The following is a 24868-nucleotide window of genomic DNA, read 5'->3' on the forward strand; positions in this document are numbered from 1 at the left end:
TGTTTATCTTGTTAGTTTTTTATTAAGCTTCTTTGATAATTGGCAATCCGAGTATAATCATCTTCCAATACTCTGGATAGACTAATGAAAATCGCAAGCAATTGCCTATATTCTTTTGTTGCTTCTTCATTTGGTGTGTGTTTGATGGTAGTGCCCACCATTTCAGAAACGACTTCGAATGATTGGATTTTTCCTGTGGCATATAAGCCTAAAATACAAGCACCCAGACAAGAGCTTTCGTAGCTTTCTGGAACGACTACTTCAGATGCGAAAATATCGGACATCATTTGCCGCCAAACATCGGATCTTGCGAAGCCTCCAGTAGCTTGCATTCGGGTCACAGGAGAGTCCATACATTCGATTAATGCTAAAAATACGGTGTATAAATTGTAAATGACACCTTCTAGGGCTGCACGAATCATATGTTCTTTCTTATGAGACAACGTCAAACCGAAGAATGAGCCACGTACGTCTGGATTCCATAATGGCGCACGTTCACCAGCGAGGTATGGATGGAATATCAATCCATCAGATCCTGGTCTTACACGCTCAGCAATCTTAGTTAATACCTCATAGGGATCAATTCCCAGTCTTTTCGCTGTTTCTACTTCTGATGAAGCAAGTTCATCACGAATCCACCGTAGGACCATCCCGCCGTTGTTTACCGGACCGCCAATTACCCAGTGATTTTCTGTTAAGGCATAACAAAAGGTTCTACCCTTGTCATTTGTTTTCGGCTTGTCAATAATGGTTCGAATAGCACCACTTGTTCCAATTGTGACGGCAATCTCGCCTTTGCGTATCGCATTTACACCCAAATTAGAAAGGACTCCGTCGCTTGCACCAATAACAAACGGTGTTTGCGGATCGATACCAATCTGTTTTGCTAAGCTTGAATCGCAGTTTGTAAATATTTTGGTTGTTGGTACAAGCTCAGATAATTGTGCGGGTGTTACGCCAGCAATAGTTAAAGCTTCTTCATCCCAATTCAGTGTGTTGAGATTCATCATGCCCATGGCTGAAGCAAGGGAATGATCGACAACATATTGATTAAAGAACTTTTTGAAAATATATTCTTTAATTCCAATATATTTTTTAACTTTGGCAGCGATATCTGGCAGATCATTCACAATCCAAGTTATTTTACTTAATGGCGACATGGGGTGAATCGGTGTTCCCGTGCGTTTATAGACCTCATGGCCATTTAACTCATTTTTTATTTTATGTGCCCATGCTTCACTTCGGTTATCTGCCCAAGTGATACATGGCGTCAACGGTTGGTCATTTTCATCCATTGCAATGACACTATGCATAGCACTGCTAAATGAAACAAACAATAGCTTTTTTTGCGAATGATTTTTCATAATATTTGAAACGGCTTGCAGCATTGCTTGGAAAATCTCTTCTGGGTCTTGTTCAGCTGTCGACATATCCGGCGTATAAAGAGGGTATCCAATATTTTCATTTTGGATGACATCACCTTTTTCACTAAATAAAACGGCTTTTGTACTTGTTGTGCCGATATCTACAGCTAACATATAGTTAGTCAATATGTTTCCCGACTCCTTTTGAAAGCATTTGCTGTGAAATCCATAGATCTTCTACCTTACCTTGAACATCATCAAAGTTTTCATGTAAAGACTTAACCATGAGGTTTCTATCTTTTGTTCGGATAGCTTCTATATAAAGCTCATGATTTTGTATAATTCGTGCAATGTCATCATACTTTTCTTTTACACGCATACGCATCGACAAAAGAACGAAGCTTTCCATTACGGGTTTTAAATTACTCCAGATCATAAGGATGTGAGAATGATTGACTGAACGAATAATAGTTTCATGGAACATGACATCTTGATATGAAAACTCATCAGCGTCACTATATTTGATTGAGACTTTCATCATCTCTAGTATTTTACTAAGTTCGTTTACTAATTCATCAATGTCCATTTTTATAATTCGTTCAAATACAAATGATTCTATGAGTAGACGGACATCATAAATTTCTTCTATTTCTTTTTCTGATAAGCCAACAACAACTGCGCCCATTTTTTCTAAACGGATGATGTTTTCGGATGCCAGTATCTTTAACGCTTCACGGATCGGTGAGCGACTTACAGCAAAATCTGCAGCTAATTTATTTTCCGACAGTATGGTTCCGCTTTCAATATCGCCGGAAATAATACGCATTCTAAGCTCGCAGGATACACGATCACCAGCAGAAGCTTTTGTAAGCCATTTGGAGGGATATAGAAATTCCCGTGATTGGGTCAACAGATCACCTTCTCAATTCAATTTGTATACCTGTATACAAGTATTATAAGTAAGTGTTTTTAATTTTGCAACCGCTTTTATAAGAGAATTCTTGCCACAATATTTGTCAAAAAATTTGATCTTAACGATTTAGTTAAACCAATCGTCAGTATATTTAACAAAGATAGGGTGGGAAATCTACCTGGGCACAGATCGATCAGGGCGACACATTGGATTTTTGTAGGTACATTCTCCATGAATGATGGTATTATCTAGATAATTAACTTACTTTTTGTGCGCTTGTAGATGGGGGTTTGGGACATCATGAGGGGAGCTCTCCGGTTCGGTTCTCGTACAATTATTTATTCTATTGCTGCTGCCGTTGTTGGTCTGCTTGCAAGCTTTGCTGTCTTCTCTACGCCGGATTCCTCAAAGCAACAAAGTGAAGAGGGCATTCTGGATTTAACACAGGTTCATGTCAGTAAGAGTCCGGTAAAATTAGATGGGGAGTGGGAGTTCTACTGGCAAGAGCTGCTGTCACCTGAGGACATTCAGAATCGTTTAGCAAGGGATAGGAATAATGATCGCTGGATCAGCATCCCAGGCTCCTGGTTAGGCTATAAGTTAGATGGTCAGAAGCTGAACGGTACAGGCTTTTCAACATTTCGATTGGTCATTGAGCTTAGTGAGCAGGATCGAAATGAGCGTCTTGCTCTCCGGCTGCCGACCATTTTTCATGCATATAAATTATGGGTGAATGGCGAGCTTCTGGCAGAAGTCGGTGTCGTTGGTCAGGACAAGCGCAGCGTGACACCGCAACTGGCAACGAGGCTGGTGTTCTTCCAGCCCGTGAATGACACTGTAGAACTGGTAATGCAAGTAGCGAACTTCCATCATAAGCGAGGCGGCATCACCAAGGTTATCGAGTTGGGCGGCAGTGACGTGTTAACGGTCAGGACCCATCTGAACATCGCTGGTGAAATGTTCGTGACCGCAAGCCTGCTGGTGATTGGCATCTATCACCTGCTGCTGTTCGTACTACGACGCAAAGACAGGTCTCCCTTGTATTTTGGGTTGTTTACCTTACTGTTCGGCATCCGATCCTTGCTGGTCGGCGAGCATTTGCTTACCCAACTGTGGCCGGCGTTTCCATGGGAAATCCAATTCAAAATGGAGTACCTGACCCTTTGCAGCGGTGGGTTTATTATTACTATGTACTCGCATTGCATTTTTCCGAATTCCGTGTCGCGATGGTTTCGTCTTGGTTCGCAAATCGTAACTGGTGCACTCTGTCTAGTTGTTGTGGCATCCCCTGCACTTTTTTATACCAAATTATTAACGGTGATCGGTGTGGTCGTTGTTCTACACATGTTGTATCTGATGGTTGGGCTGGTCCAATCGGTGGTACGGCATATGGAGGGAGCGCTGTTTTTCCTATTGGTGTCGATGGTTGCTTTGATTACGGTCATCAATGATTTTCTATATTTTAATGAATGGTCACCCATCGGGAATACTTCTCCGATTGGTCTGTTGGTGTTTGCGATCGCACAGATGATGTTGCTTTCTTCCAGATTTACGAGGTCTGCAGCGAACGAGGAGAGGATGGTACGCGAACTGCAGGACGCTAACAACAAGCTGGCCGAGATGAATATGAATTTGGAACGGACCGTGCACGAACGCACACAGGCCTTATCCGCAGCTCATGATGATCTCCGCGCTTCGTATGACAGAGTGCTTCATTCCGAGCAAGGGAGGAAGAAGCTCCTTGCGTATATTACGCATGATCTACGTATGCCGCTGTCCAGCATGCTCGGCTATGTAGAAGCTGTGCAGGACAGGGTCAAGCCGGAACGCAACGAACAGTACTTGAAGTATATTCGGGATAACACGATAAGAATTAACCGCATGATTGAGGAGTTGTCTTTCTTGTCACATTTGGAGACGGGACAAGTTTCGTACCGAATGAAGGCGGTTGATGTGACTCACTTTTTGCGCAGCTTTTTTGAACAATATGAGCTGGTTGTGCGTGACGCAGGGCTAGATTTCACGCTGGATATCGGAGATGCGGAAGATAAACAACCTGTCTTGCCTGTTGTTAAGATGGATACGCAAAGATTAGAGCAAGCATTGTTCAATCTGGTGTCGAATGCAATGAAGTTCACTCCCAGAGGTGGAATGGTGCGTATTGCGCTAGCTGTGAAAGAAGTGGATGCTATCCGTTATGCAATCATTAGTGTACAAGACACTGGAAGGGGTAATTCCGCCAGAGCAGCTCGAGCAAATCTTCGTTCGCAATTACAGGTACGATCGACCGGGCATGGAAAATGGAGTAGAGGGAAGCGGGCTCGGACTGGCCATTTGCAGGGAAATCGTCCAAGCGCATGGAGGGACGATACGAGCGGAGAGCGATGGCAAGACGGGGGCGATATTCTATGTATCGTTTCCATTAACGGATTTCTTTTCGGGATGCTGATCATGGCTACAAGGTAACTGTGATGAAGTATGATGGTAGTATATGGAGCTCAGTAAGCAACCCCGGCCTTTCTCCTGAGGTTTCTTATTCGATAAATCACGTTATCGATAAGGACGGAAACATTTATGTAATCTATCTAGGTTTTGGCGAGAATGACTGGAAAATGACCGTAATGAAGTATGATTCTAGATTGGGCAGCACAGACTAACACATAGACCAGCCTACTCCCAGCGGAGTAGGCTGGTCTGCTTGTTATGGTGCGCCCGGCATAGGTAGCATAGGCAATAACTTGAGGCTGAAAGTCCATAGCTGGCTCCAGTTTCCGGTTCTATCTTGGATCGCGAATTGTAACCAGCGCATTCTGTATAATTGTTGCGGTGAACCGTATCAAAAATGAGGTGAACAATTAGTAAAAAGTATGGAGGCTTATTTTGCCGGCCCGGGTTTGGGATAGTTCTTGCTGTGTGTAAAAAATGGGTCATGGCGTTAGGTATTACTTGACGCTGTTGACCCATTTTCTGTTTCTTCGCCAGCTTCGTAATCGAAGTGGGTTGCAAGTACGAACTCAAAGTTTTCTTTAACTTTCACTTAGGGGCTTATTCGCCATGATAGTATTGTAACCATAATAGTGTATATCATCTAATGGAGGAGCAATTATGAGAATAGTGTTTTCAAGGCTTTTAATCATTACAATGATAGTTAGTTTCATTGTTTCACCGGGAGCTGTGGTGTCTCATGCATACCCTGGGGATGATCCTTGTTATGGGCTAGATCACTGTTTTATAGCAACTAATGTAGCAGGTACTACAGCTACTCTAGAATGGGAACCAATCGAGGGAGTTCAAAGTTATTCGTTGAGAATTACAAAACCAGTTAACTATGATGATACTGATGAAGTAGTCTTAGATGAGGTGCTAGATAGTGATGAGCTGTTCTTTGACTCCGATAAGAACAGATACATTTATGATCTGACAGGTCTGAAGTCTGGAACACTACATTATGCAATGTTGAAATATGGTGAGGGGGATTTTGATTGGTCTCCTCTCTACTTTAACACCCTTACGATTGTAGAACCGCCTGCTAATGTAGAAGTCATAGATGTAACCGGGACTAGTGCTACAGTAAAATGGACGAATTATCCGGGTCACACTGAATATTACATTAGCTGGGGTCCGGAGCTCTCGGCTTATGTGCGAGACGGTTCTGGTTCATACACGATTGAGAACTTAACGAGTAATACTGCTTATACAGTGTCTATATATGCACTAGTGGGTACGACACTAACTTCTGAGCCTGTTGAAATCCCGTTCACCACAACGGAAGCGGCAATCGTATGGCCTGCTGAAGTGAACTTTGAGGCAGAGGATATCACTCATCGGACAGCAACCTTACTATGGGATGCAGTTCCGGATGCAACGGAATATCACTTATCGGATGGGAAGGGTTGGGAGGTAACGCTAACTGATACTACCTATGCGCTTACAGGGCTAACACCGAGTACAAGCTATACCTATAAGCTAACTGCAAGCAATGGAATGAGCTCCTCGCCGGAGTATACCATTATGTTTACTACAGCAATAGCAGCAGTGGACCATGAAACGATAACGGTAGACACGCTAACACACGAGAGTATAAAGCTAACCTTTGATGCTGTTGATGGCGCTGAATATTATGCTGTTGATGGTGCTAAATATTATAATTGGAACAAGGGGACCAGTTTAACCATTGATCGTTTGGCTCATCACACTTCATATACGCTAAAGCTCTATGCCGTTCATCCAGGCGGTATAAAATCTGCTCCAACCCTATTTACTTTTACAACACTGGTTCCACCTTTGCCAGGTGATGCTAACTTATCATCTCTGGATTTTAGAGTAGAGTATCAGGAGGGCTTAAACGTCACGCTGGGATGGACTGCATGGATCCCGGATGCTTCCCGTTATGAGTTGATAATCGATGGAGGCGAACCGGAATATTTTGCGAGTGAAGATATGCATTGGTATGCTTTCCATAGACGTTTCACCAAGAGCTTAACCTTTCGACAAAATGGAACTCATACGGCAATCCTGCGCGGTGTGAATATGACGGGTGAATCTAAGGCCTATGAACTTACGTTCACTGTAGCCGCTCGTGAAGCCAATCCAACTCAGAGTGTGGTGCCAGTGTCAAAAGTGGAACAAACGTTAAACCGTTTGGATAATGTTATGAACAACCTTAACAACACATTGAGTAGCGGTCTCCCTGAAGGTATGAAGCTAGATATCATGAATTCACTTATGAGTATCGTTAATAATGGATTTAATGAAGTGGGCAAAGTTATCTTTACTTCTCAAGTAGAAGGGAATATTGCAAAAGCTACAGTAAGTGCTGCTGACGTTGCTGTGGCTGCAGCAGAAAGTAAGGATTATGTGGATCAGGTGAACAAACACTTAAATAAGCTCGGTGCCAATCCCGTCAAACCTGCGGTAGTCCTGGACTTTGAAGACGTTACGCTTCAATCTGCTGAGATTAAGCTGGATGCTTCGGCAATGAAGACGCTGCTGGATGCTGGAGTTGAGAGTGTAACAATCAAGTTGAATGGCACACAGGTTTCCATCAACCCTAAGGGGTTTCCAAACGGATTTGAGTTGAATCGCGGGCAGCAGAGTGCGTCGACGAATGCGTCTAATGGTGCTGAAAACTTTGTATCGGATGTGCACAGCTTCCAATTCACAGACAACAACGGAGCGCACCCTACTTTCACCAATCCAGTAGGGGTTTCATTATCCGTGCACGGTCAAGGTTTGCAGAATGTGGATACTGCACTATTAACGGTAGTGAAGGTTGGCGAAACTTCATCAGGGGGCGCAACTGTGATAGGGGACACAACTGCTACTCTAATAGGGGGCGGACCAACAACGATTATCGGTAATTTTGGAGGCACTTTTAACTCTGAGACGGGTACAGTTGATACGGTGCTTCATGGCTTCTCCTCCTATGCTGTTATCGAGAATAAAGTGAATTTCAACGATATTGGCTCGGTGCAATGGGCAGAACGTTCGATTCAGGTTGCTGCTGCCAAGGGGATCGTCGTCGGCGACGGCAATGGGAACTATAACCCTGCAGGCGATGTGACTCGTGCTGAATTTTTGAAGATGCTCGTCACTACATTCCATCTGAGAGCTCCTAATGCGACGGAGCCGTTCATCGACGTGAAGGATTCGGACTGGTTCTCACCTTATGTGAAGGCTGGATTGAATAGCGGAATCATTGATAGCAGCATAGCATTCAATCCGAACACCGCGATTACGCGTGAAGATATGGCCCAAATGATCGGCAGCGTATTGAGGAAGCAGCCTGGAGCCTTCGAGATTGCGAATGCGGATGAAATATTGAAGGATTTCCCTGATGCTGCGAGTATCTCCTCCAATAGGAAGGATGATCTGGCTTTCGCCGTGCTGAAGGGGATCATGATTGGTAAAGATACGGGCTTTGAGCCAACGGCCAAGACAACACGTGCGGAAGCAGCTGTAATTGTGAAGAGGCTGATTGACCTAAAGTAATATCTAAAATGAAGAGCTTGGTCGGGTCCTTATATTGCTTATCGAGACGCGGCGCGCCGCAACAGGGTGACCGTGATGAAGTACGATCCGGAGGGCAGCCAGTCACTCCATTATCTTCAGTCTCTTCGCCGGCACAGAACGGTAGAACAGCCTGCTCCCATTGGAGCAGGCTGTTCTACTTGCAGGGCACATTTTCCGCAAAAGATGTTATCATGAAGGGAATCAACGTACTTACCGCTTTTCTTGTAGATTGGGGTTAATATCATCATCAGGGGTATTCTCCGAAGATCAAGGAGCTAATCTGCTTGGAAGTTTACACCATGGGGCGGGATGGTGCGTATTGCGCTAGCTGTGGATGAGGTGAATCTTACCCGCTATGCGATCATTAGCGTGCAAGACTCGGGCATGGGTATTCCGCTAGAGCAGCTCGAGCAAATCTTCGTTCGCAATTACAGGTATGATCAACCGGGCGAGAATGGGTGACGATGCGGGTTGTCAAAAGTGAGTTACAAGCACGAACTTAAATTTATCTTTAAGTTTCGGATATAGAGCAATCTACCATGATAAAATTATAAGTAATGACTTGGACCCACGCGTCGTTGTCTGTGACAGATATTTATAATCGGGGGAATGGCGAGTGATCCACATCTATATGATCAAGCAATGAACTTCTCGGTGGAGCGTCAAGCGTATGAGGTTCCGAAGAACTGCTGATGCGGGCGAACGCGATTCAGGAAGTTCATCGCGACTATAAGAAGCTTGAAGTTAAGCAGCGACAAGACAGGTGAGGATCAGGCTTTCGACGTACAGCAATTCGCGTTGTACCAATCATCCATGCAAATGGCTATGCTGACTCAGTCAAGCGGTTGGCTCGTGAGTTCGTTTTATTAACTCGATACAGGCTATGAACGACTAGAGGACAGCAGAAGCTCGCATGTCCTAACCAAGAAAGAAGGGGAACGGAGGAATGGACATTCACAAAATCATGATCGTCGATGATGACCCCCATATTTGCGAGATTGTACAGGCCTATTGCGAGAGGGAGGGTTTCTTATCCTCTTACAGTCATAACGGGACAGCAGCCATGAAGCTGCTTATGTCTTTCGAGCCGGATTTGATTGTACTGGATGTACTGCTGGCGAATGAAAACGGCATTGATTGGTGCATGAACGCCCGCAGCTACACGAATGCGCCGATCGTGTTTCTGAGCAGCCGTGAGGAAGACGAGGTAAAAATCAAAGCATTATCCTATGGTGGCGACGATTACGTGACGAAGCCATTCAGTCCAGGAGTCCTTATGGCCAAGATAAAGGCTCATCTTCGCAGGGTGTCGACGGGCAGAAGGGAACAACTGTTGGAGTTGCCCGGTTTGACACTGGATTATTACGCACAGTCCGTCAACATGGGGAGTGTAAACGTCTTTCTGTCGAAAAAAGAATTCAGTCTACTGTCCTATATGGCGCAAAACGTGAATCGTGCCGTCAGTGTCGATGCGTTGTTTCAGCTCATCTGGGGAATGGAGAGTCTGGAGGATACGAGAACGGTTGCTGTACACATCAGTAATTTACGCAAAAAAATCGAGGCTGACCCTGCCCATCCTGAAAGAATTGTTACGATTCGAGGGGCTGGATATATGCTGGTTGCCAGAAATACAATGCAAGCGCAAACATAGCGTTAAGGTTAGTAGTGTGACCACGACTGCAGCTAGCACACTACAGCTAGTAGGGCTAAAGTAGGGCGAAATATTCGTAGAATATGGGGAGTTTACTTTGCCGGCTCAGGTTTGGGATCGTTCTTACTAGGTGAAAAAAGGGATCATGGCGTCAGTGTATTACTTGACGCTGGTGACCCTTTTTTGTTTTTTTCACTAGCTTTGCATTCGACTTATTGTAATGAATAATCCATTATGTAGATGGATTTTGTCATTCTGCTGTCATTGGGAGTCTATATACTTATTTCTTAGAAGTATAAGATAGAACATCTCAAGGAGGAAATGGCATGCGAGTTTTAGTTCAAAAAGTGATTTCAGTCATCTTAGTGATGACATTGGTGTTAGGTGGATTAAATGGTCTGGTTGTTGGTGCAGGCAAAGCACAAGCGGCAGCAGCCTTTGCTGGAGGAACGGGGACGTCAAGCGATCCGTATCAAATTGCGAACGCCAATCAGCTCAATGAAGTCAGGAATCATTTAGGAGCAGGAATTTATTTTATTCTGACGTCAGATATTGATTTGAGCTCCTACTCAGAAGGCTCCGGATGGACTCCAATTGGCGAGAGAGACAATGGGTTTTCGGGAAATTTAAACGGGAACGGTTTTACAATAAGAAATTTAATGATTGCAGCAAGTAGTGAGGATTATGTAGGACTTTTCGGTTCTGCTTATTATGGTTCATTTACTAATATTATTCTTGAGGATGTTAATGTTCAAGGGAGATATAATGTTGGCGGGTTAGTTGGAAGTGGCGAGAGTGTCTCTAATATTAGCAATACCTACGTCACAGGAAAGGTGAGTGGAGCTTCAAGTGTCGGCGGCTTGGCAGGTGTATTTTATGATTATGAGGGTGGGACGATCAACAACAGCTACTTTATAGGAAGTGTGACTGGATCTTATTCAGGCGGGTTGGTGGGGTACCATGCCGGTCAGGTTGTTAACAGTTATGCGGCAGGAAGTGTGACGGGTAATCATAATGGGGGATTGATCGGTTCTGTTGAAGATGGGATGGTAACGAACAGCTTCTACGACAAAACCACTTCAGGACAAGTAGATACAGGGAAAGGCGAAGGCAAGACAACAGAAGAGATGCAGACAGCGGAGACCTATACGGGGTGGGATTTTACATCGCAATGGTATGTCCTCGAGGGAGAGTATCCACAATTATGGGAATTTACAAAACTAGTGAAAGGAACAACTAACGAAACAACGAAATTGAAACATGTTGCCGCAGGTATGGAGTACTCGCTTAACGGTAATACTTATGTTCCTATTACAGGGAATTCTGTTGAATTTACCGCAGTTGCTGGAGATGTTATCAATGTCCGTGTAACAGCAAATCCCTTAAGCAGCAGAAGTTTTACCGTCCATCCGTCTGATATTAGAGGCCTCACACCGCCTAATCTAATAGCAGACACAACAGACAACTATCCTGATACTGACATAGAAATAGAGTTCGCCAATGATGCAGCATGGCTCTCAGAGATTACGGCGGTGATAGCTGGGGATATGACTCTCGTCAAAGATACACAATACACAATTGAGGCGGGAAAGATCAACCTATTTGCGGGTGTACTGGCGAGGGGGAGTCATTCGATTAGGATCCTTGCACTCCATTATGATGATGCAGAGATTTTGCAGGTGGTGACGGGGAGACAATCTCCTACTCTAACAGCGGATGATACAAATCCATATTACACGAATGACATCGAAATTACGTACACGGACGATTCGACATGGCGTGGAGCGATAACGGCTGTAAAAGTAGGAGGTACGACACTTGTTAAAGATACGCATTACACAATAGAAGCAGGGAAGATCACGATACTTGCTGATGTGCTATCAAAAGGTACTCATACGATAACCGTAACGGCAACCCATTATAATGATACCGCAGTCTTACAATTTGTAGACCGCCAGTTCTCAGGTGCAGGAAAAGGTACATCGTCTAGTCCTTATCAGATCGCAAATGCGGATCAACTTCATGAGGTTAGGTATCATCTAGAAGCGGATAAATACTTCGAGCTGGTGGATAATATTGATCTCGGGGTCAGCACGTATGCAGCAGGTGAAGGCTGGTTGCCAATCGGCCAGTATCAAGCAGAATTCCAAGGCAAGATGGATGGCAAAGGTTACATCATTACGGGATTGACGATAGCTAGATCAACCATGGATGTAGGGCTATTCGGTAGAACAGCGTCCACGAGCAGTCTAAATAATATGCGGCTAGAAAATATTAATTTGAGCGGGAACGATCAAATGGGCGGCTTGGTTGGGCACAATCAAGGTGCAATCAGTAATAGCTACAGCAGCACAGGTTCCGTAAGTGGGAGTAATCGATATTATCTAGGAGGATTAGTCGGATACAACCAAGGGCCAATCAGCAATAGTTATAGCAGTATGGTAAGTGTAAATGGAAGAGATGGTATAGGTGCCTTGGTCGGATACAATCAAGGCTCAATCAGCAACAGCTATGCCACAGGAAGTGTGTCAGCGACACTTACTAATGTAGGCGGGTTAGTAGGCGACAATTATCTTGGATCTGTCCACAACAGTTTCTACGATAGCAACACAACAACAGCTTCGGATTTTGGAAAAGGCGAGGGTAAGACAACGGAACAAATGAAATCTGCAAGTACGTATCCAGGATGGCTATCTACGAATGCATGGGGGATCGATTCATCAATCAATGCGGGTTATCCTTATTTAAAAGCTTTTTATCTCTTTGTATCTTATGACGGTAACGGAAGCACGGGAGGAAATGCTCCAACGGATAGCAATATCTATACGCGTGACGCAGATGCTGTTGTAGGTTCGAATGGAAGTCTAGTCAAGACGGACCATAACTTTACCGGATGGAATACATTGGAAGATGGTAGTGGTACCAGCTATGTGGAAAACGACAGATTCGTAATGACAGAGAATACGACGCTATATGCGCAATGGATTAGTACGGCGAAAGCCATCTCCACATTCAGCCTTAAGGGGTTAATCCCAGCGGTGACGGGTACAGTGGACGAAGAGAACAAGACGATTACCCTGACCGTCCCCTACGGAACGGATGTAACCGCGCTAATCCCTACTTTCACAACTGCGGGTGCTTCTGTGAAGGTGAGCGACACGGACCAAGTAAGCGGAACGACAGCACAGGATTTCACTTCTGCTGTCACGTACACGGTAGTGGCGGCAGACGGCAGTGAGCAGGAGTATACGGTAACTGTTACGGTAGCAGCAAATACGGCGAAGGCCCTGTCCGTATTCAGCCTTACGGGGTTAATCCCAGCGGTGACGGGTACAGTGGACGAAGAGAACAAGACGATTGCCCTGACCGTACCCTACGGAACGGATGTAACCGCACTAGTCCCTACATTTACAACTACGGGTATTAGTGTGAAGGTGAGTGACACGGACCAAGTAAGCGGAACGACAGCACAGGATTTCACTTCTGCTGTCACGTACACGGTAGTGGCGGCAGACGGCAGTGAGCAGGAGTATACGGTAACCGTTACGGTAGCAGCAAATACGGCGAAGGCCCTGTCCGTATTCAACCTTATGGGATTAACCCCAGCTGTGACGGGTACAGTGGACGAAGAGAACAAGACGATTGCCCTGACCGTGCCATACGGAACGGATGTAACCGCACTAGTCCCAACATTCACAACTACGGGTGCTAGTGTGAAGGTAGCCAGTACGGACCAAGGGAGCGGGACGACAGCGCAGAATTTCACATCTGCAGTCACGTACAAGGTAGTAGCGGCAGACGGCAGTGAGCAAGAGTATACGGTAACCGTTACGGTAGCAGCGTACTCGGGCGGCGGTGGAACCGTAACACCCGTAACACCAATAACGAACACTCACGTAATTTCAACGAATGGTCGATTAACGTTACCTAAAGGTAAATCTGGAGAGGTTAGCTTGTTAGAGGAAGTCGCCGTATCTGTTCCTGCGGACACATATGAACAAGAGATGACGATCACAATTGAAAAGCTGTCCAACATTCAGAATCTACTTACACAACAAGAAGTTCTTGCCAGCTCGGTCTTTGAGATTCTCAAGAGTTTCACCGGAAATTTCAGGAATCAAGTGATGCTAACCTTTGTGTTCGACCCAGCAATTGTGAAGAGTAATCAAAGGGCTGTCGTATTCTACTATGATGAAGTGAACAAGGCTTGGGTCGAAGTTGGCGGCAAAGTGAAAGGGAATCACATCTCTGTAGAAGTCGATCACTTCACAAAGTTTGCGGTAATGGCGATTGACGTAAAGGAAGACGATAAGACAACAGATTCCGCTGTCTCCTTTAGTGATGTCACTGGACACTGGGCAGAGACTAGTATTAAGCAAGCAGTGAGCATTGGAATCGTGAGGGGTTATTCGGATGGTACGTTTAAGCCGGGCAAAACCGTGACGAGAGCTGAATTTGCGGTGATGCTGATGAATGCATTGGAGCCGCAAGGTGAAGGTGCTGAGTTAAGCTTCAAGGATACTGCAACGATTGGGACTTGGGCGCGGCAGGCCGTTGCTCAGGCTGTACAAGCGGGTATAATAAAGGGGTATTCAGACAATACCTTCCGCCCGAATGCGGAGATTACCCGTGCGGAGATGGCAACTATGATTGCAGTTGCTTCGAATCCATTGAGCCAATCGAGTGCTGTAACGGGATTTGCGGATGAAGATGATATTCCGACTTGGGCAAGAGGCAGTGTTGCTTATGTGAAGCAGGCGGACATTGTTCAAGGCAAAGGCGAGAATAAATTCGCGCCGCAAGATAACGCAACTAGAGCTGAAGCAGTAACCGTACTATTGAAGTTGCTGGCTCATATGAGAGAATAGAGAATTAACGGAAAGAGTCCTGGATCGCAGGGCTCTTTCTTAGCTATTTTAGCTTGCATCAGTTAATATTGAACAAACTTGCAGTAATAGTTTTATCAGGGGCTTAAACATTAGAAAGAAAGAATTTAACTTTAACGAAGTAATTACAGCACAAGGAGTCGAGATGACACACCCCCTAATGTTTTCTTTTCGCCGTTGGCCCGTCACGTTGAACCGTATCACAAATGACGCAAATTTTTTCGGATAAAATCGGTGAGGCCCCTTGGAACGTAATGGTTCTCACCGACTTTTGAATACTCCGGAGCATATTGAGCCATCTTTCCGGTGAGAGAGAGCCATCCATTTTATTTCTTGAGTGACTCTCTGACTTTTTGTTAAATTATCGTCCCCAGTTAGCTTACTTACTCATTCCTCCAGAAGTTTCGTAATTCATCTTCTGTTTCAGATTGTAATTCCTTCAGCTTTGAAAGCGGGAATTGTTCCTGATTGGATAGAAAAGAATCAGAATTACATCTCTTATAAACTCACTCATAATCGTTTCTCCAATCTTGCATTTAAAATGTATCAAGCTGAGCGTCGATGGAATAGCCGAACTTAGCTTTCTCCTTTGTCGAAACTCTTGCACCAGAATCAGCTGGAACTTCCCTTGCTCAGCGTCCGCCAAAAGTCGCTGGAGAGCAGGGCGGTTGTCCGCCCGCTTCCCGGAGATGCCTTCGTCGGCGTAGACCTCAGAAATGTGCCAGTGATTTACCTTACAGTGCTCTCGAAGAGCTTCCGTCTGGAGGGCATTTTTTTCTATTGCTAGAACACGGAAGAAACATGGCCATTCGCAGAAGGCTTATTTGTCGACCATCTTCCTTTTAATTTAAGCTATTTAAGCTCATATCTGATAGTATTGAATATATGCTTCGACAACAAATAAACAATGCGAGGGCTGCCTTCTGTGAATTTCTCGATATATTTAACCATCCTGCTGGTGGCGGCCACCTGCTGTTCGCTAATGATGTGCTATCTCTCTTGGAAAAGAAGAGAGTTACCTATTGCGATTACGTATGGACTAGGTATGTTAGCTGGTGCCTTCTACACTTTTGGGTATGCTTTTGAAATCAACAGCACGACTCTGGAGCAGATACGTTTCTGGCTTCGATTGGAGTACATCGGTATTCCATTCGGCGCGACAATATGGATCATTATGGTCCTACAGTATACGGGAAGACAAGCACTTATTCGAACATCGATCGTTGCTCTCCTGATGATTGTTCCTGTGATTACATTTATTGCTCATTATACGAACGATTGGCACCATTTGTTCTATAGGAGCATGACTATCGATTTTTCAAGAAATTTCCCTCTGGTTCATCTGGTGAAGGGGCCATTGTATATGGTTCACATTGTCTATTCCTATGTCTTTTTTATCATTGGTATGGGTTTAATGATCCAGATGTATCGAAGAGAAACCCCTCATATGAAAAAACAAATTGGCTTCATGATCATTGGTTCTCTCGGACCATTTGGATTTCCGCTGATCTATTTATGGGATATTTTAAGACTGCCGATTGACATTTCACCGTTCGGATTCGTTTACTCGGGTATTTTTTATCTGTGGGGAATTTATCAATTTAATATGCTTAGACTAGCTCCCATGGCGCTGGAGAAGGTGTTCGAATCGATGCAGGATGCCGTCATTGTAATCGATGTCGATAAGCGTGTTACAAGCTTTAATCAATCAGCCAGTCAGCTTTTTGAAAGTTTACACAGCAAAAAAAAAATCGGTCAACCTGTGGCTGACATTTTAACTCATTATCCAAATGTAATAGAAGCATTTATGCAAGACGCTCCTTCAAACAATAAGATACAAATTCCTGGGGAATTTCAAGATAGATCTTACCACGTTCACCTAACGATGATCCATGACCGAAAACACAAGCAGGTCGGCAAGATGCTTCTGTTAAGCGATATAACGGAAACGGTTCTTTACGAGGAAAAATTACGCGATAATGCAAGTCAGTTGGCAGAATTAAATATTTTTAAGGATAAAATGTTTAAGGTGGTCGCTCATGATATCCGCGATCCTCTTGCTATACTCATTAATCTAATGGAATTGATGGAAGAGGACATGCAGGCTTGTGGTGAAGCTCATAGCGAAATTGCTCAGGAAATGGGACAACAAATCAACAATACGTTTACATTAGTAGAAAGCTTGCTGGATTGGTTTCATAGTCAGAAAGGGGGCATGCTGTTTAACCCCGTTATAAGGGGGTTAGCCCACACGGTTCAGAGCAATATTCGATTAATGCAAGTATGGAGTAATAGTAAAAATATTTTAATCTTATCCGAGATATCGGATGACCTATATGTATATGCAGATAAAGAGATGTTGGATTTAATTGTCCGTAATTTAATTTCGAATGCGATAAAATTCACACCGTTTGGCGGAAGCATTCAATTAAAGGCAGACTGTGCCAATGGTAAAATTATAGTTTCTGTAAGCGACTCAGGAGATGGCATCCCATCTGACAAAGCGGATTCTTTATTAAAGGAAGCCTACCCGGTCTCATCACTCGGCACAGCTGGAGAGCGCGGTGTCGGGTTGGGGCTTACTCTCTGCAAAGAATTTGTCCGCTTAAATGGAGGGGAAATTTGGTTTGAAAGTACGTCTACACATGGAACCACCTTTTATTTCTCGCTTCCGGCTACTTCTTAGCTGCTCCATTCATAAATCGGGATATAAGGGATGAAATCAGTATGAAGGTTATTATTATCGATGACGAAAAGGCCATGCTTCTAATCATGAAGCGGATGCTAGAGAAAATAGATAAAGTGGAAATTACGGGAATGTTCCAGGATACGTCGACAGCATATTCGTATTTGTTGAACCACGATGTGGATTTGGTCTTCATCGATGTGAATATGCCCAAAGAAAGCGGTCTTGAGTTTGCTGTAAGGTTACTCGAAGACAGCAGACAAATAAAGCTCGTGTTCGTTACCTCCCATAAAGAATATGCACTGCCGGCGTTCGAGGTTTATGCCTTTGATTACATGGTGAAGCCCTTGAACCAAGAGAGGCTTCAGAGAACCGTTCATAGGGCGATGTCTGCACATTTATCTGAACCTGTCTCTGGTGGTCAGGAATCCTCTTCTGCTAGCATCATGTTCTATTGCCTAGGCGGCATGGAGATTCGAAATGACCGGAACGTGTTGGTTAAATGGAAGACTAGCAAGAGCGCGGAGTTGTTCGGCTATTTGCTAACCCAGAAGGGTAGACTTGTATCGAGAGCTAGAATCGTTGAGGACCTGTTTGGCGATCTGCCACAGAAGAATGCCGAGACTTATTTAAACACGACTGTCTATCAACTGCGCAAATTGTTGAGTAGTTACGGATACAAGGGTTGTCTTCAGTCCGACAGCAATCATTACGCGTTAGATCATACTCATTTAGATGTAGACGTCCTGAGTTTTGAGGAAGGTTATAAACAATTGGCTGTTGTTAATGATACGAATATCGAGCAGGCTTTGGAGCTTGAAAAGCTCTATATTGGCGATTTATTCGGGGACCGTGCATTCTCTTGGGCGTGGAGCGAGGTCGAACGACTATCGGTGATGTATACAACCTTAACCCTTCGGTTGTGCGATGTTTTACTAAATAGGGGCGAAGTGCAAACGGCCATTCAGCTCCTAAAGAAGTTAACCGTTCGGAATGAACTGGATGAAGAGATCGTTAAGCTGCATATGAGGGCTTTAGCCTTGACGAAAAATAAAGAAGCATTGAACAGGCAATATTCTCAATTCACGGAGGCGCTCGAAAGAGATCTGGGTATTATCCCATCCCCTGCCGTTAATGATCTATATGTCGACCTGAAATTGGGGCTGGATGAAGTCGAAGAGCCAAACACATGAGGGCACTGCATGTTGTCATTATGACATCATTGGGGTGAACTATACTGTAATTCATGGAGTGAGGAGGCGAATAAGTTGAAGGTCGTAATTATCGATGACGAGAAAGCCATGCTCTTCATCATGAGACGTATGCTTGCAAAGTTGGATCAGATTGAAATTATGGGTTGCTTCCAAGAGACTACATCGGCTTTCTCTTATTTGGCGAATCATGATGTGGATATGATATTTGTGGATATCAGTATGCCGGGAGGGAATGGCCTTGAGTTTGCCGTCCGGTTAAGAGAGATCGGTAACCTGACGAAGCTCGTATTTGTTACTTCATATAAGGAATATGCACCGAATGCGTTCGAAGTACAAGCATATGATTACATCATGAAGCCGGTCAATCAGGATAGACTTCAGAGAACCGTACGAAAGGCATTTTTCGAGAGCCTACCGTAACTGATTTATAAAATAGTATTAGCAGGGGCTAAGGCAAGTATAAAACCTCATGTGAAGAATTTCTTAGAGAACTCAACAGACCATGTAATTGAAAAAGTAATATTTGATATCCAAAATTGGATTGAGCGCCATTTTAGAGTGGGGCTCTTTCCGCTTTTATCCTGATAAGACGAACCTTATCATGAATAGAGCGTTTTTTTGTTTAGCTAATGCAAGAAGTGTTTCGAAGCGAGGGTAAGGGCTACAAATGAATTGTACTTGTCGGTAAACAGTGTTACTCTGGAGGATGGCAAACTTCAAATCCATGTTCTGCAACACATCTAACAATAGTCGCCATTTTAGCTGTAAAGAAAGGTAACACTATGATACAAGTTGATAACTTATCCTTCTCGTTTCCGCAAAAAGAGCTATATAACAACATTTCGTTTACGCTTGAAGAGGCACAACATTGCGCCTTTATCGGAACAAGCGGCAGTGGGAAAAGTACGCTGATCGATATCCTGATGGATCCGGAAAGATATTTGTTCGAGGGCAAGCTAGAGAAAGACCCAACTTGCACAATCGGGTATGTAAGTCAGTTCTCGCAAGTAGACAAAACCAAAGAAATGACCGTTTTTGAATATATCGGAGAAGAATTTATCAAGATACAAGATGAAATCACATCGATTTATGCTGAAATGGAAACCACATCGGATATGGATTCGTTGCTGGAGAAATATCAATCAGCTTTAGACGCATTCGATTCGATGGATGGGGATAATTTTGAAAATACCATTAATAAGCAGCTAAATCTAGCAAACCTCATGAAGCTAAAAGATCTTAACGTATCCGACCTGAGTGGCGGGGAATTCAAACTCATTCAAGTGATGAAGGGAATGCTTAGTCGTCCAGACTTAATGATTATGGACGAACCCGATGTATTTTTAGACTTTGAAAACCTAAATGCGCTTAAAAAACTTATTAATTCCCACAAGGGCATGCTGCTGGTGGTTACGCACAACCGCTATCTATTGAATCATTGTTTCAACAAAATTATACACCTTGAAAATACGGAGATCCAAGAGTTTGATGGGCGATATATCGATTATAACTTCTCCTTGCTTCAGACTAAAATCGAGCTGCAAGAACTCACGATCGCCGAAGAGGAAGAAATCGAGAGAAACGAGAATATCATCGATAATCTTCGAGTAATCGCCACGTATAATTCGGAAGCATCCAGAGGCAGAGCGTTAAAAGCTAGGGTCAGGTTTCAAGAAAGATTGGAAGCGCGTAGAATCAAAGCGCCGTTTGTCGATATTAAGCAGCCGAATATTAGCTTTGGCATCGATAATGAACTTGAAGACGTCATTGTGGCAAGTGTCAATGATTATAGCGTTGCCTTTGATGAGCTGCTTTTGAAAAATGTGAACTTTGAGATCAAAGCTACGGATAAAGTAGCCCTGATTGGTCCAAACGGTACCGGTAAAACGACTTTACTCCGAGAAATCTTTAAAAATAATCATGACTCCATTGAAATAAATGCTGATATCAAAGTGGCTTATTTATCTCAGCTTCAAGGCGAAACGCTAAAGGATTCCAATACCCTAATGGAGGAATTCATCGATACCGGATTTAAAACTTATGATGAGATTAGAGCGTATCTTTCCAACTATGGCTTTGAAGGAGAAATCCTTAATCAAAAGATCGAATCTTTATCCGGCGGAGAAAAAAACATGCTTCAATTGGCCAAAGTTTCTGCCAGTCAAGCCAACCTACTGCTTCTTGATGAACCGACGAGCCATTTAGACATCTATACGCAGATCGCACTGGAGAAAGCCATTGAAGACTACAAAGGTGCGATTCTCATGATTTCTCACGATTTCTATTCTGTCGTAAATGGGATGGATTATGTTTTAATCATTGACGATAAGACGATCAGAAAAATGAGTATGCGAAAATTTAGACAGATGATTTATGCGAATCATTTTAATAGAGACTATTTAGAAAATGAACAAAAGAAAAAGTCGGTTGAAATGAAAATAGAAATGGCTCTAAAAGATACTGATTTTGAACTTGCAAAAGTGTGGGTCAACGAGCTGGAAGATCTGATTAAGCTGCTTTAAATTATAATTCTCGTGACGATGGTGGAAACGCATCAATAAAAAAGACACTGAGGAATAGAATCTCAGTGTCTTTTTACTGCATTAATTTCTTGATAGCTCCAAATTAACGTGCACTTTCAATCCCTCTAAAGTTATTTGTTCTACAAGGTGTCTCATCCCTTATGATTCATGGTCAGACTTGAGCAATACCGCCATCCGCTGACATCGCGAGAGAAAGAAGTGCTACGGGGCATAGCAGCCGGATGGTCCAACGAAGAAATAGCCGAACAGCTTCAGATCAGCCTGAGCACAGTCAAGGCTCATACCCGACATGTATTCGACAAGCTCTAGGTACGTAATCATGTGAGTGCAGTTACCCGAGCACAGCGTCTCTCATTACTTGAGGATAAGCTATCATTTATTTCGATGCTCGCATGTTGGGAGAATCATTCAAGTATATGGTGTGCTATCATTTACCGAAGGGACTTGAAATTCCGGAGAGATTTACAAAGCTTTCTGTCCCGGCTTTAACATGGGCTATTTTCCCGGAGCCGCAATGTGATTTGCAAAAACTATGGGAACGAATCTATTCCGAGTGGATTCCTTTGATCAGAAAAGGGAATCAGCCCCTTCGCTTCTTAAACCGAGTAATCAGGGAAAGTTGATCATTAATCCGTTGATAAGGGGGGCCATCGATTGTTTCCAGTGGGCTGGCTCCTATGTGAGTGAACGATTAATGAGGTCTTCCAATGTATTACACATCATTATCAACAGGCAAATAAACGGTAAATGTCGTACCTTGACCAGGCTCGCTGTCGACACGGATGAACCCGCCGTGTGCTTTTACAAATTGATGAGCAATCGATAATCCGAGCCCCGAGCCGCTTGTATGCCGCGAACGGGATTTCTCCACGCGATAAAAACGATCGAATAAGTGTGCCAGTTCTTCGGCCGGGATACCGATGCCGGTGTCTATCACTGAGACACGTATATAGACTGTATTCCGATCTACGACCTTGTCTTCAATGACGACTGATACTTTGCCGCCTTCCGGCGTGTAGCGGATTGCATTAGTCAACAAATTAATGAACACCTGCGTAATCCGTCTGGCATCGGCCATCACGGTCACCAGCCTTGAAATCGTATAGAGACGAATGTCCAACCCGTTTTCTTCCGCTTCGTATTTCACGTCGTCCACGATACGTTCAAGATGTGCATTCAGATCGAGCGGTTTGCGATCGAGCGATAATCGGCCGGCTTCTGCAAGCGACAGGACATGAAGATCATCTACAAGCAGGCTCAATCGAATCACTTCATCGTGAATCCGAAGCATTTCTGGCGGGACATGATGACCGGCCTGCTGATAATTTTCTAGCTTAAGCTGCATAATGGATAGCGGCGTGCGGAACTCGTGAGCGAAATCGGCCACCAATCTTCTTCGGGCATCTTCGGCTTCCCGCAGGCGAAGCGTCATATCGTTGAATGTCTGGATGACTCTCCCCTATTCGTCTGCGGATTGGACAGGAACGCTCACCTCCAGATCCCCATGCGCAACGCGTTCGATAGCGGCAATGAGCTTTCGAAGCGGACGCGTCAGAATCCCTGAAATCCATAAACTGAAGAGTAGACCGATTGCTACGAAAATGATCCATTTTCCAAGCCATAACAACTTCATCTTGCCAATAACGTAAGCTTTCAAGCTCTCGATTTGCTCTCCGGGTGAGGCCTCCACATAAGCTGCACTGATTTCTTCCTCGCGAAATTGATCGAACAAGGATTCCAAGTTAACTCGATTATTTATGGAATAAGCGCTGCCGATAATCAATACGAGTAGCCCCATATAGACAAATATTTTTTGGCGTACCGTCAATGTCATTATTGTTCACCGAATCGGTAACCAAAGCCGTATACCGTTTGCACGTAACGAGGATTGGCCGGATCGTCTCTCAGCTTGCGGCGAAGATTCCGAATATGGGAGTCCATCGTTCTTTCGTAGCCCATATATTCGTCCTGGAGTGCGGTTTTTAATAATTGCAAGCGGCTGAATACCATTCCTGGATGCGCAGCCAGCGTATATAAAATTTTGAATTCTGTCGGTGTCAGTTGGATCTCCTGGCCGTCCTTGAACACCTGACATTTGGCCTCGGAAATGATCAGGTTGTCTCGTTCCAAGAACATCGATTTGTCTTCAGGACCGCGCAGGCGGCGAAGTAAAGCTCGGATGCGCGTAGCGAGCTCGCGTAAGCTGAACGGCTTCGTCAAATAATCGTCCGCGCCGATTTCCAGACCGACAATTTTATCTGATTCATCCGATCGGGCTGTGACCATAATAATGCCGCAATTCGAGAATTGTCTGAGCTCGCGGCATACGTCGATGCCGTTTAACTCCGGGAGCATCCAATCAAGCACGACGACATCAGGCCGTTCACACCTGGCAAGAGTGAGCGCTTCTTTGCCTGTACAGGCAGTCACTACTCGAAACCCTTCCCGTTGCAGATAGGTTTGCATCTCCTCCAGCATGAACGGTTCGTCCTCCACTAGCAGCAATTTCGCTTCCATTCCAATCACATCTTTTCAAGTTAGTCTACACCTCAAATTATACCGTTATTTACCAGTATGGAGAAGAAGCAGTCCTCGGAAAAAGAGGAAGATCTGCATAAGATCTCGACATTTATGGATTAAAATGGATTCTAATGAACCGCAACAGCCTTAGCCTATTACAAGATAAAGAGAAGGGTGAGTGAAATGTGGCCTATTTAGTTGCATTAGATGACGGACACGGAATGAGTACACCTGGCAAAAGAACGCCGAAATTTCCTGACGGCTCGTTCATGCATGAGAACGAGTTTAACCGGGCGGTGGTGGCAAAATGCAAAGCCCATTTGGAGCGATGCGGGATCAACGTGCTGCTGACCGCACCAACCGATGAGGATATCCCGCTGCAAGTAAGAACGAGATTAGCAAACGAGCAAAAAGCAACCATCTTCGTCAGTGTACACGCTAATGCTTTAAGTGACACATGGGGGACACCTAGAGGGATTGAAACGTTCCATTATCCTGGCTCTGTGAATAGCCGAAGATTGGCCGAAATTTTGCAAAAGCATTTGTTAAAAGGCACTCCGCTTGTCAATCGCGGCGTGAAGGAGGCAAACTTTCATGTGCTGCGGGAGACGAGTATGCCATCTGCTCTAGTGGAGTGCGGGTTTATGGATAACTCAGACGAAGCCAGGCTGCTGATGAGCGACCAATACCGATCCGAATGTGCCGAAGAATTGGCACAAGGAATTTGCGAATATCTCGCGGTCCCTTACTTAATCGAAAAACAGAAAATTGAATCGCTTTCCGTCAACGAATGCCGTATTGAAATAAACAATAAGCCGTTGAATGTCAAAGGGGTAATTCGGGACGGGAAGTCGTTCATACCGGTTCGAATTCTGGATGACTTGCCTAATACCACAATAGGTTGGGACAACAATAGTAAAAAGGCAACGATAAACGGACAAACGATGGAAACGACAGTCGTTATTGTGAACAAAGGATTTGTTCATTCTGTAGAAGCAGCTAAAGCGATCGGGTATCAGGTCGAGTGGGATGCTCAAACCTTCACGGTGAAGCTTCCAGCTCCGGTTAAATAATTGAAA

Annotated in this window: 20 protein-coding genes; 14 read left to right on the top strand and 6 right to left on the bottom strand. The window is 44.3% G+C overall.

The features are described from left to right. Positions 1 to 11 precede the first annotated feature (11 nt). Both gntK and AC6ESP_RS17695 read right to left on the bottom strand, forming a co-directional pair. Positions 12 to 1550 (bottom strand): gluconokinase, encoded by a 1539-nt coding sequence (gene gntK / locus AC6ESP_RS17690; RefSeq protein WP_497098055.1) that lies wholly within the window; start codon positions 1548 to 1550, stop codon positions 12 to 14. Then, positions 1543 to 2274, bottom strand: coding sequence for a GntR family transcriptional regulator (locus AC6ESP_RS17695; protein WP_497098056.1), 732 nt, complete (start codon positions 2272 to 2274; stop codon positions 1543 to 1545). Before AC6ESP_RS17695 ends, gntK begins: the two co-directional genes overlap by 8 nt. A gap of 303 nt (positions 2275 to 2577) precedes the next feature. Here AC6ESP_RS17695 and AC6ESP_RS17700 point away from each other — a divergent pair, with 303 nt between their 5' ends. From AC6ESP_RS17700 to AC6ESP_RS17730, 7 genes are all read left to right on the top strand, one after another. After that, positions 2578 to 4743, top strand: a complete 2166-nt coding sequence (locus AC6ESP_RS17700) for a sensor histidine kinase (RefSeq protein WP_497098057.1) — start codon at positions 2578 to 2580, stop codon at positions 4741 to 4743. Positions 4744 to 5580: 837 nt separating this feature from the next. Then, positions 5581 to 8268 (top strand): S-layer homology domain-containing protein, encoded by a 2688-nt coding sequence (locus tag AC6ESP_RS17705; RefSeq protein ID WP_497098058.1) that lies wholly within the window; start codon positions 5581 to 5583, stop codon positions 8266 to 8268. 8 nt (positions 8269 to 8276) lie between these two features. Continuing rightward, positions 8277 to 8528, top strand: coding sequence for a hypothetical protein (locus AC6ESP_RS17710; protein ID WP_497098059.1), 252 nt, complete (start codon positions 8277 to 8279; stop codon positions 8526 to 8528). Positions 8529 to 8619: 91 nt separating this feature from the next. Beyond that, a complete protein-coding gene (locus AC6ESP_RS17715) occupies positions 8620 to 8751 on the top strand; it encodes a hypothetical protein (RefSeq protein WP_497098060.1) in 132 nt (43 codons plus the stop codon). A gap of 276 nt (positions 8752 to 9027) precedes the next feature. Further along, positions 9028 to 9159 (top strand): hypothetical protein, encoded by a 132-nt coding sequence (locus AC6ESP_RS17720; protein WP_497098061.1) that lies wholly within the window; start codon positions 9028 to 9030, stop codon positions 9157 to 9159. A 76-nt stretch (positions 9160 to 9235) separates the two neighbouring features. Beyond that, on the top strand, positions 9236 to 9940 hold the full coding sequence (locus AC6ESP_RS17725; protein ID WP_497098062.1) for a response regulator transcription factor: 705 nt from the start codon (positions 9236 to 9238) through the stop codon (positions 9938 to 9940). Between the two features lie 326 nt (positions 9941 to 10266). Then, entirely contained in the window at positions 10267 to 14808 is a 4542-nt protein-coding gene (locus AC6ESP_RS17730) for an SGBP N-terminal domain-containing protein (protein ID WP_497098063.1), read from the top strand. Positions 14809 to 15265: 457 nt separating this feature from the next. Here AC6ESP_RS17730 and AC6ESP_RS17735 read toward each other — a convergent pair whose 3' ends face one another. After that, positions 15266 to 15607 (bottom strand): recombinase family protein, encoded by a 342-nt coding sequence (locus AC6ESP_RS17735; RefSeq protein WP_497098100.1) that lies wholly within the window; start codon positions 15605 to 15607, stop codon positions 15266 to 15268. 144 nt (positions 15608 to 15751) lie between these two features. Between AC6ESP_RS17735 and AC6ESP_RS17740 the strand changes: the two genes are divergently transcribed. From AC6ESP_RS17740 to AC6ESP_RS17765, 6 genes are all read left to right on the top strand, one after another. After that, positions 15752 to 17512: a sensor histidine kinase gene (locus AC6ESP_RS17740; protein WP_497098064.1), complete on the top strand. Its 1761-nt coding sequence runs from the start codon at positions 15752 to 15754 to the stop codon at positions 17510 to 17512. Between the two features lie 41 nt (positions 17513 to 17553). Further along, positions 17554 to 18705, top strand: a complete 1152-nt coding sequence (locus tag AC6ESP_RS17745; RefSeq protein WP_497098065.1) for a response regulator — start codon at positions 17554 to 17556, stop codon at positions 18703 to 18705. A gap of 75 nt (positions 18706 to 18780) precedes the next feature. Beyond that, complete coding sequence (locus AC6ESP_RS17750) at positions 18781 to 19146, top strand: LytR/AlgR family response regulator transcription factor (RefSeq protein ID WP_497098066.1); 366 nt, start codon at positions 18781 to 18783, stop codon at positions 19144 to 19146. A gap of 362 nt (positions 19147 to 19508) precedes the next feature. Next, positions 19509 to 21248 carry an ABC-F family ATP-binding cassette domain-containing protein gene (locus AC6ESP_RS17755; protein WP_497098067.1) on the top strand — a complete coding sequence of 580 codons (1740 nt, stop codon included), beginning with the start codon at positions 19509 to 19511 and terminating at the stop codon, positions 21246 to 21248. Positions 21249 to 21416: 168 nt separating this feature from the next. After that, positions 21417 to 21578 (top strand): response regulator transcription factor, encoded by a 162-nt coding sequence (locus tag AC6ESP_RS17760; protein WP_497098068.1) that lies wholly within the window; start codon positions 21417 to 21419, stop codon positions 21576 to 21578. 65 nt (positions 21579 to 21643) lie between these two features. Beyond that, positions 21644 to 21892 (top strand): GyrI-like domain-containing protein, encoded by a 249-nt coding sequence (locus AC6ESP_RS17765; protein WP_497098101.1) that lies wholly within the window; start codon positions 21644 to 21646, stop codon positions 21890 to 21892. An 89-nt stretch (positions 21893 to 21981) separates the two neighbouring features. On the opposite strand, the gene AC6ESP_RS17770 is transcribed toward AC6ESP_RS17765, so the two are convergent. The 3 genes from AC6ESP_RS17770 to AC6ESP_RS17780 are packed head-to-tail and all read right to left on the bottom strand — an operon-like array spanning position 21982 to position 23786. Beyond that, a complete protein-coding gene (locus tag AC6ESP_RS17770; protein WP_497098069.1) occupies positions 21982 to 22701 on the bottom strand; it encodes a sensor histidine kinase in 720 nt (239 codons plus the stop codon). A 27-nt stretch (positions 22702 to 22728) separates the two neighbouring features. Continuing rightward, positions 22729 to 23103 (bottom strand): HAMP domain-containing protein, encoded by a 375-nt coding sequence (locus AC6ESP_RS17775; protein ID WP_497098070.1) that lies wholly within the window; start codon positions 23101 to 23103, stop codon positions 22729 to 22731. Then, positions 23103 to 23786, bottom strand: a complete 684-nt coding sequence (locus AC6ESP_RS17780; protein ID WP_497098071.1) for a response regulator transcription factor — start codon at positions 23784 to 23786, stop codon at positions 23103 to 23105. Before AC6ESP_RS17780 ends, AC6ESP_RS17775 begins: the two co-directional genes overlap by 1 nt. A gap of 188 nt (positions 23787 to 23974) precedes the next feature. Between AC6ESP_RS17780 and AC6ESP_RS17785 the strand changes: the two genes are divergently transcribed. After that, entirely contained in the window at positions 23975 to 24862 is an 888-nt protein-coding gene (locus tag AC6ESP_RS17785) for an N-acetylmuramoyl-L-alanine amidase (RefSeq protein WP_497098072.1), read from the top strand. The last annotated feature ends 6 nt before the right edge of the window (positions 24863 to 24868 follow it).

This window comes from Paenibacillus xinjiangensis, from assembly GCF_059686975.1.

Excerpts from the sequence above, each read along its gene's own strand:
- AC6ESP_RS17700 (WP_497098057.1), top strand. The coding sequence starts at position 2,578 with ATGAGGGGAGCTCTCCGGTTCGGTTCTCGTACAATTATTTATTCTATT.
- AC6ESP_RS17710 (WP_497098059.1), top strand. The coding sequence starts at position 8,277 with ATGAAGAGCTTGGTCGGGTCCTTATATTGCTTATCGAGACGCGGCGCG.
- AC6ESP_RS17725 (WP_497098062.1), top strand. The coding sequence starts at position 9,236 with ATGGACATTCACAAAATCATGATCGTCGATGATGACCCCCATATTTGC.
- AC6ESP_RS17730 (WP_497098063.1), top strand. The coding sequence starts at position 10,267 with ATGCGAGTTTTAGTTCAAAAAGTGATTTCAGTCATCTTAGTGATGACA.
- AC6ESP_RS17745 (WP_497098065.1), top strand. The coding sequence starts at position 17,554 with ATGAAGGTTATTATTATCGATGACGAAAAGGCCATGCTTCTAATCATG.
- AC6ESP_RS17755 (WP_497098067.1), top strand. The coding sequence starts at position 19,509 with ATGATACAAGTTGATAACTTATCCTTCTCGTTTCCGCAAAAAGAGCTA.
- AC6ESP_RS17760 (WP_497098068.1), top strand. The coding sequence starts at position 21,417 with ATGGTCAGACTTGAGCAATACCGCCATCCGCTGACATCGCGAGAGAAA.
- AC6ESP_RS17770 (WP_497098069.1), bottom strand. The coding sequence starts at position 22,701 with ATGACGCTTCGCCTGCGGGAAGCCGAAGATGCCCGAAGAAGATTGGTG.
- AC6ESP_RS17775 (WP_497098070.1), bottom strand. The coding sequence starts at position 23,103 with ATGACATTGACGGTACGCCAAAAAATATTTGTCTATATGGGGCTACTC.
- AC6ESP_RS17780 (WP_497098071.1), bottom strand. The coding sequence starts at position 23,786 with ATGGAAGCGAAATTGCTGCTAGTGGAGGACGAACCGTTCATGCTGGAG.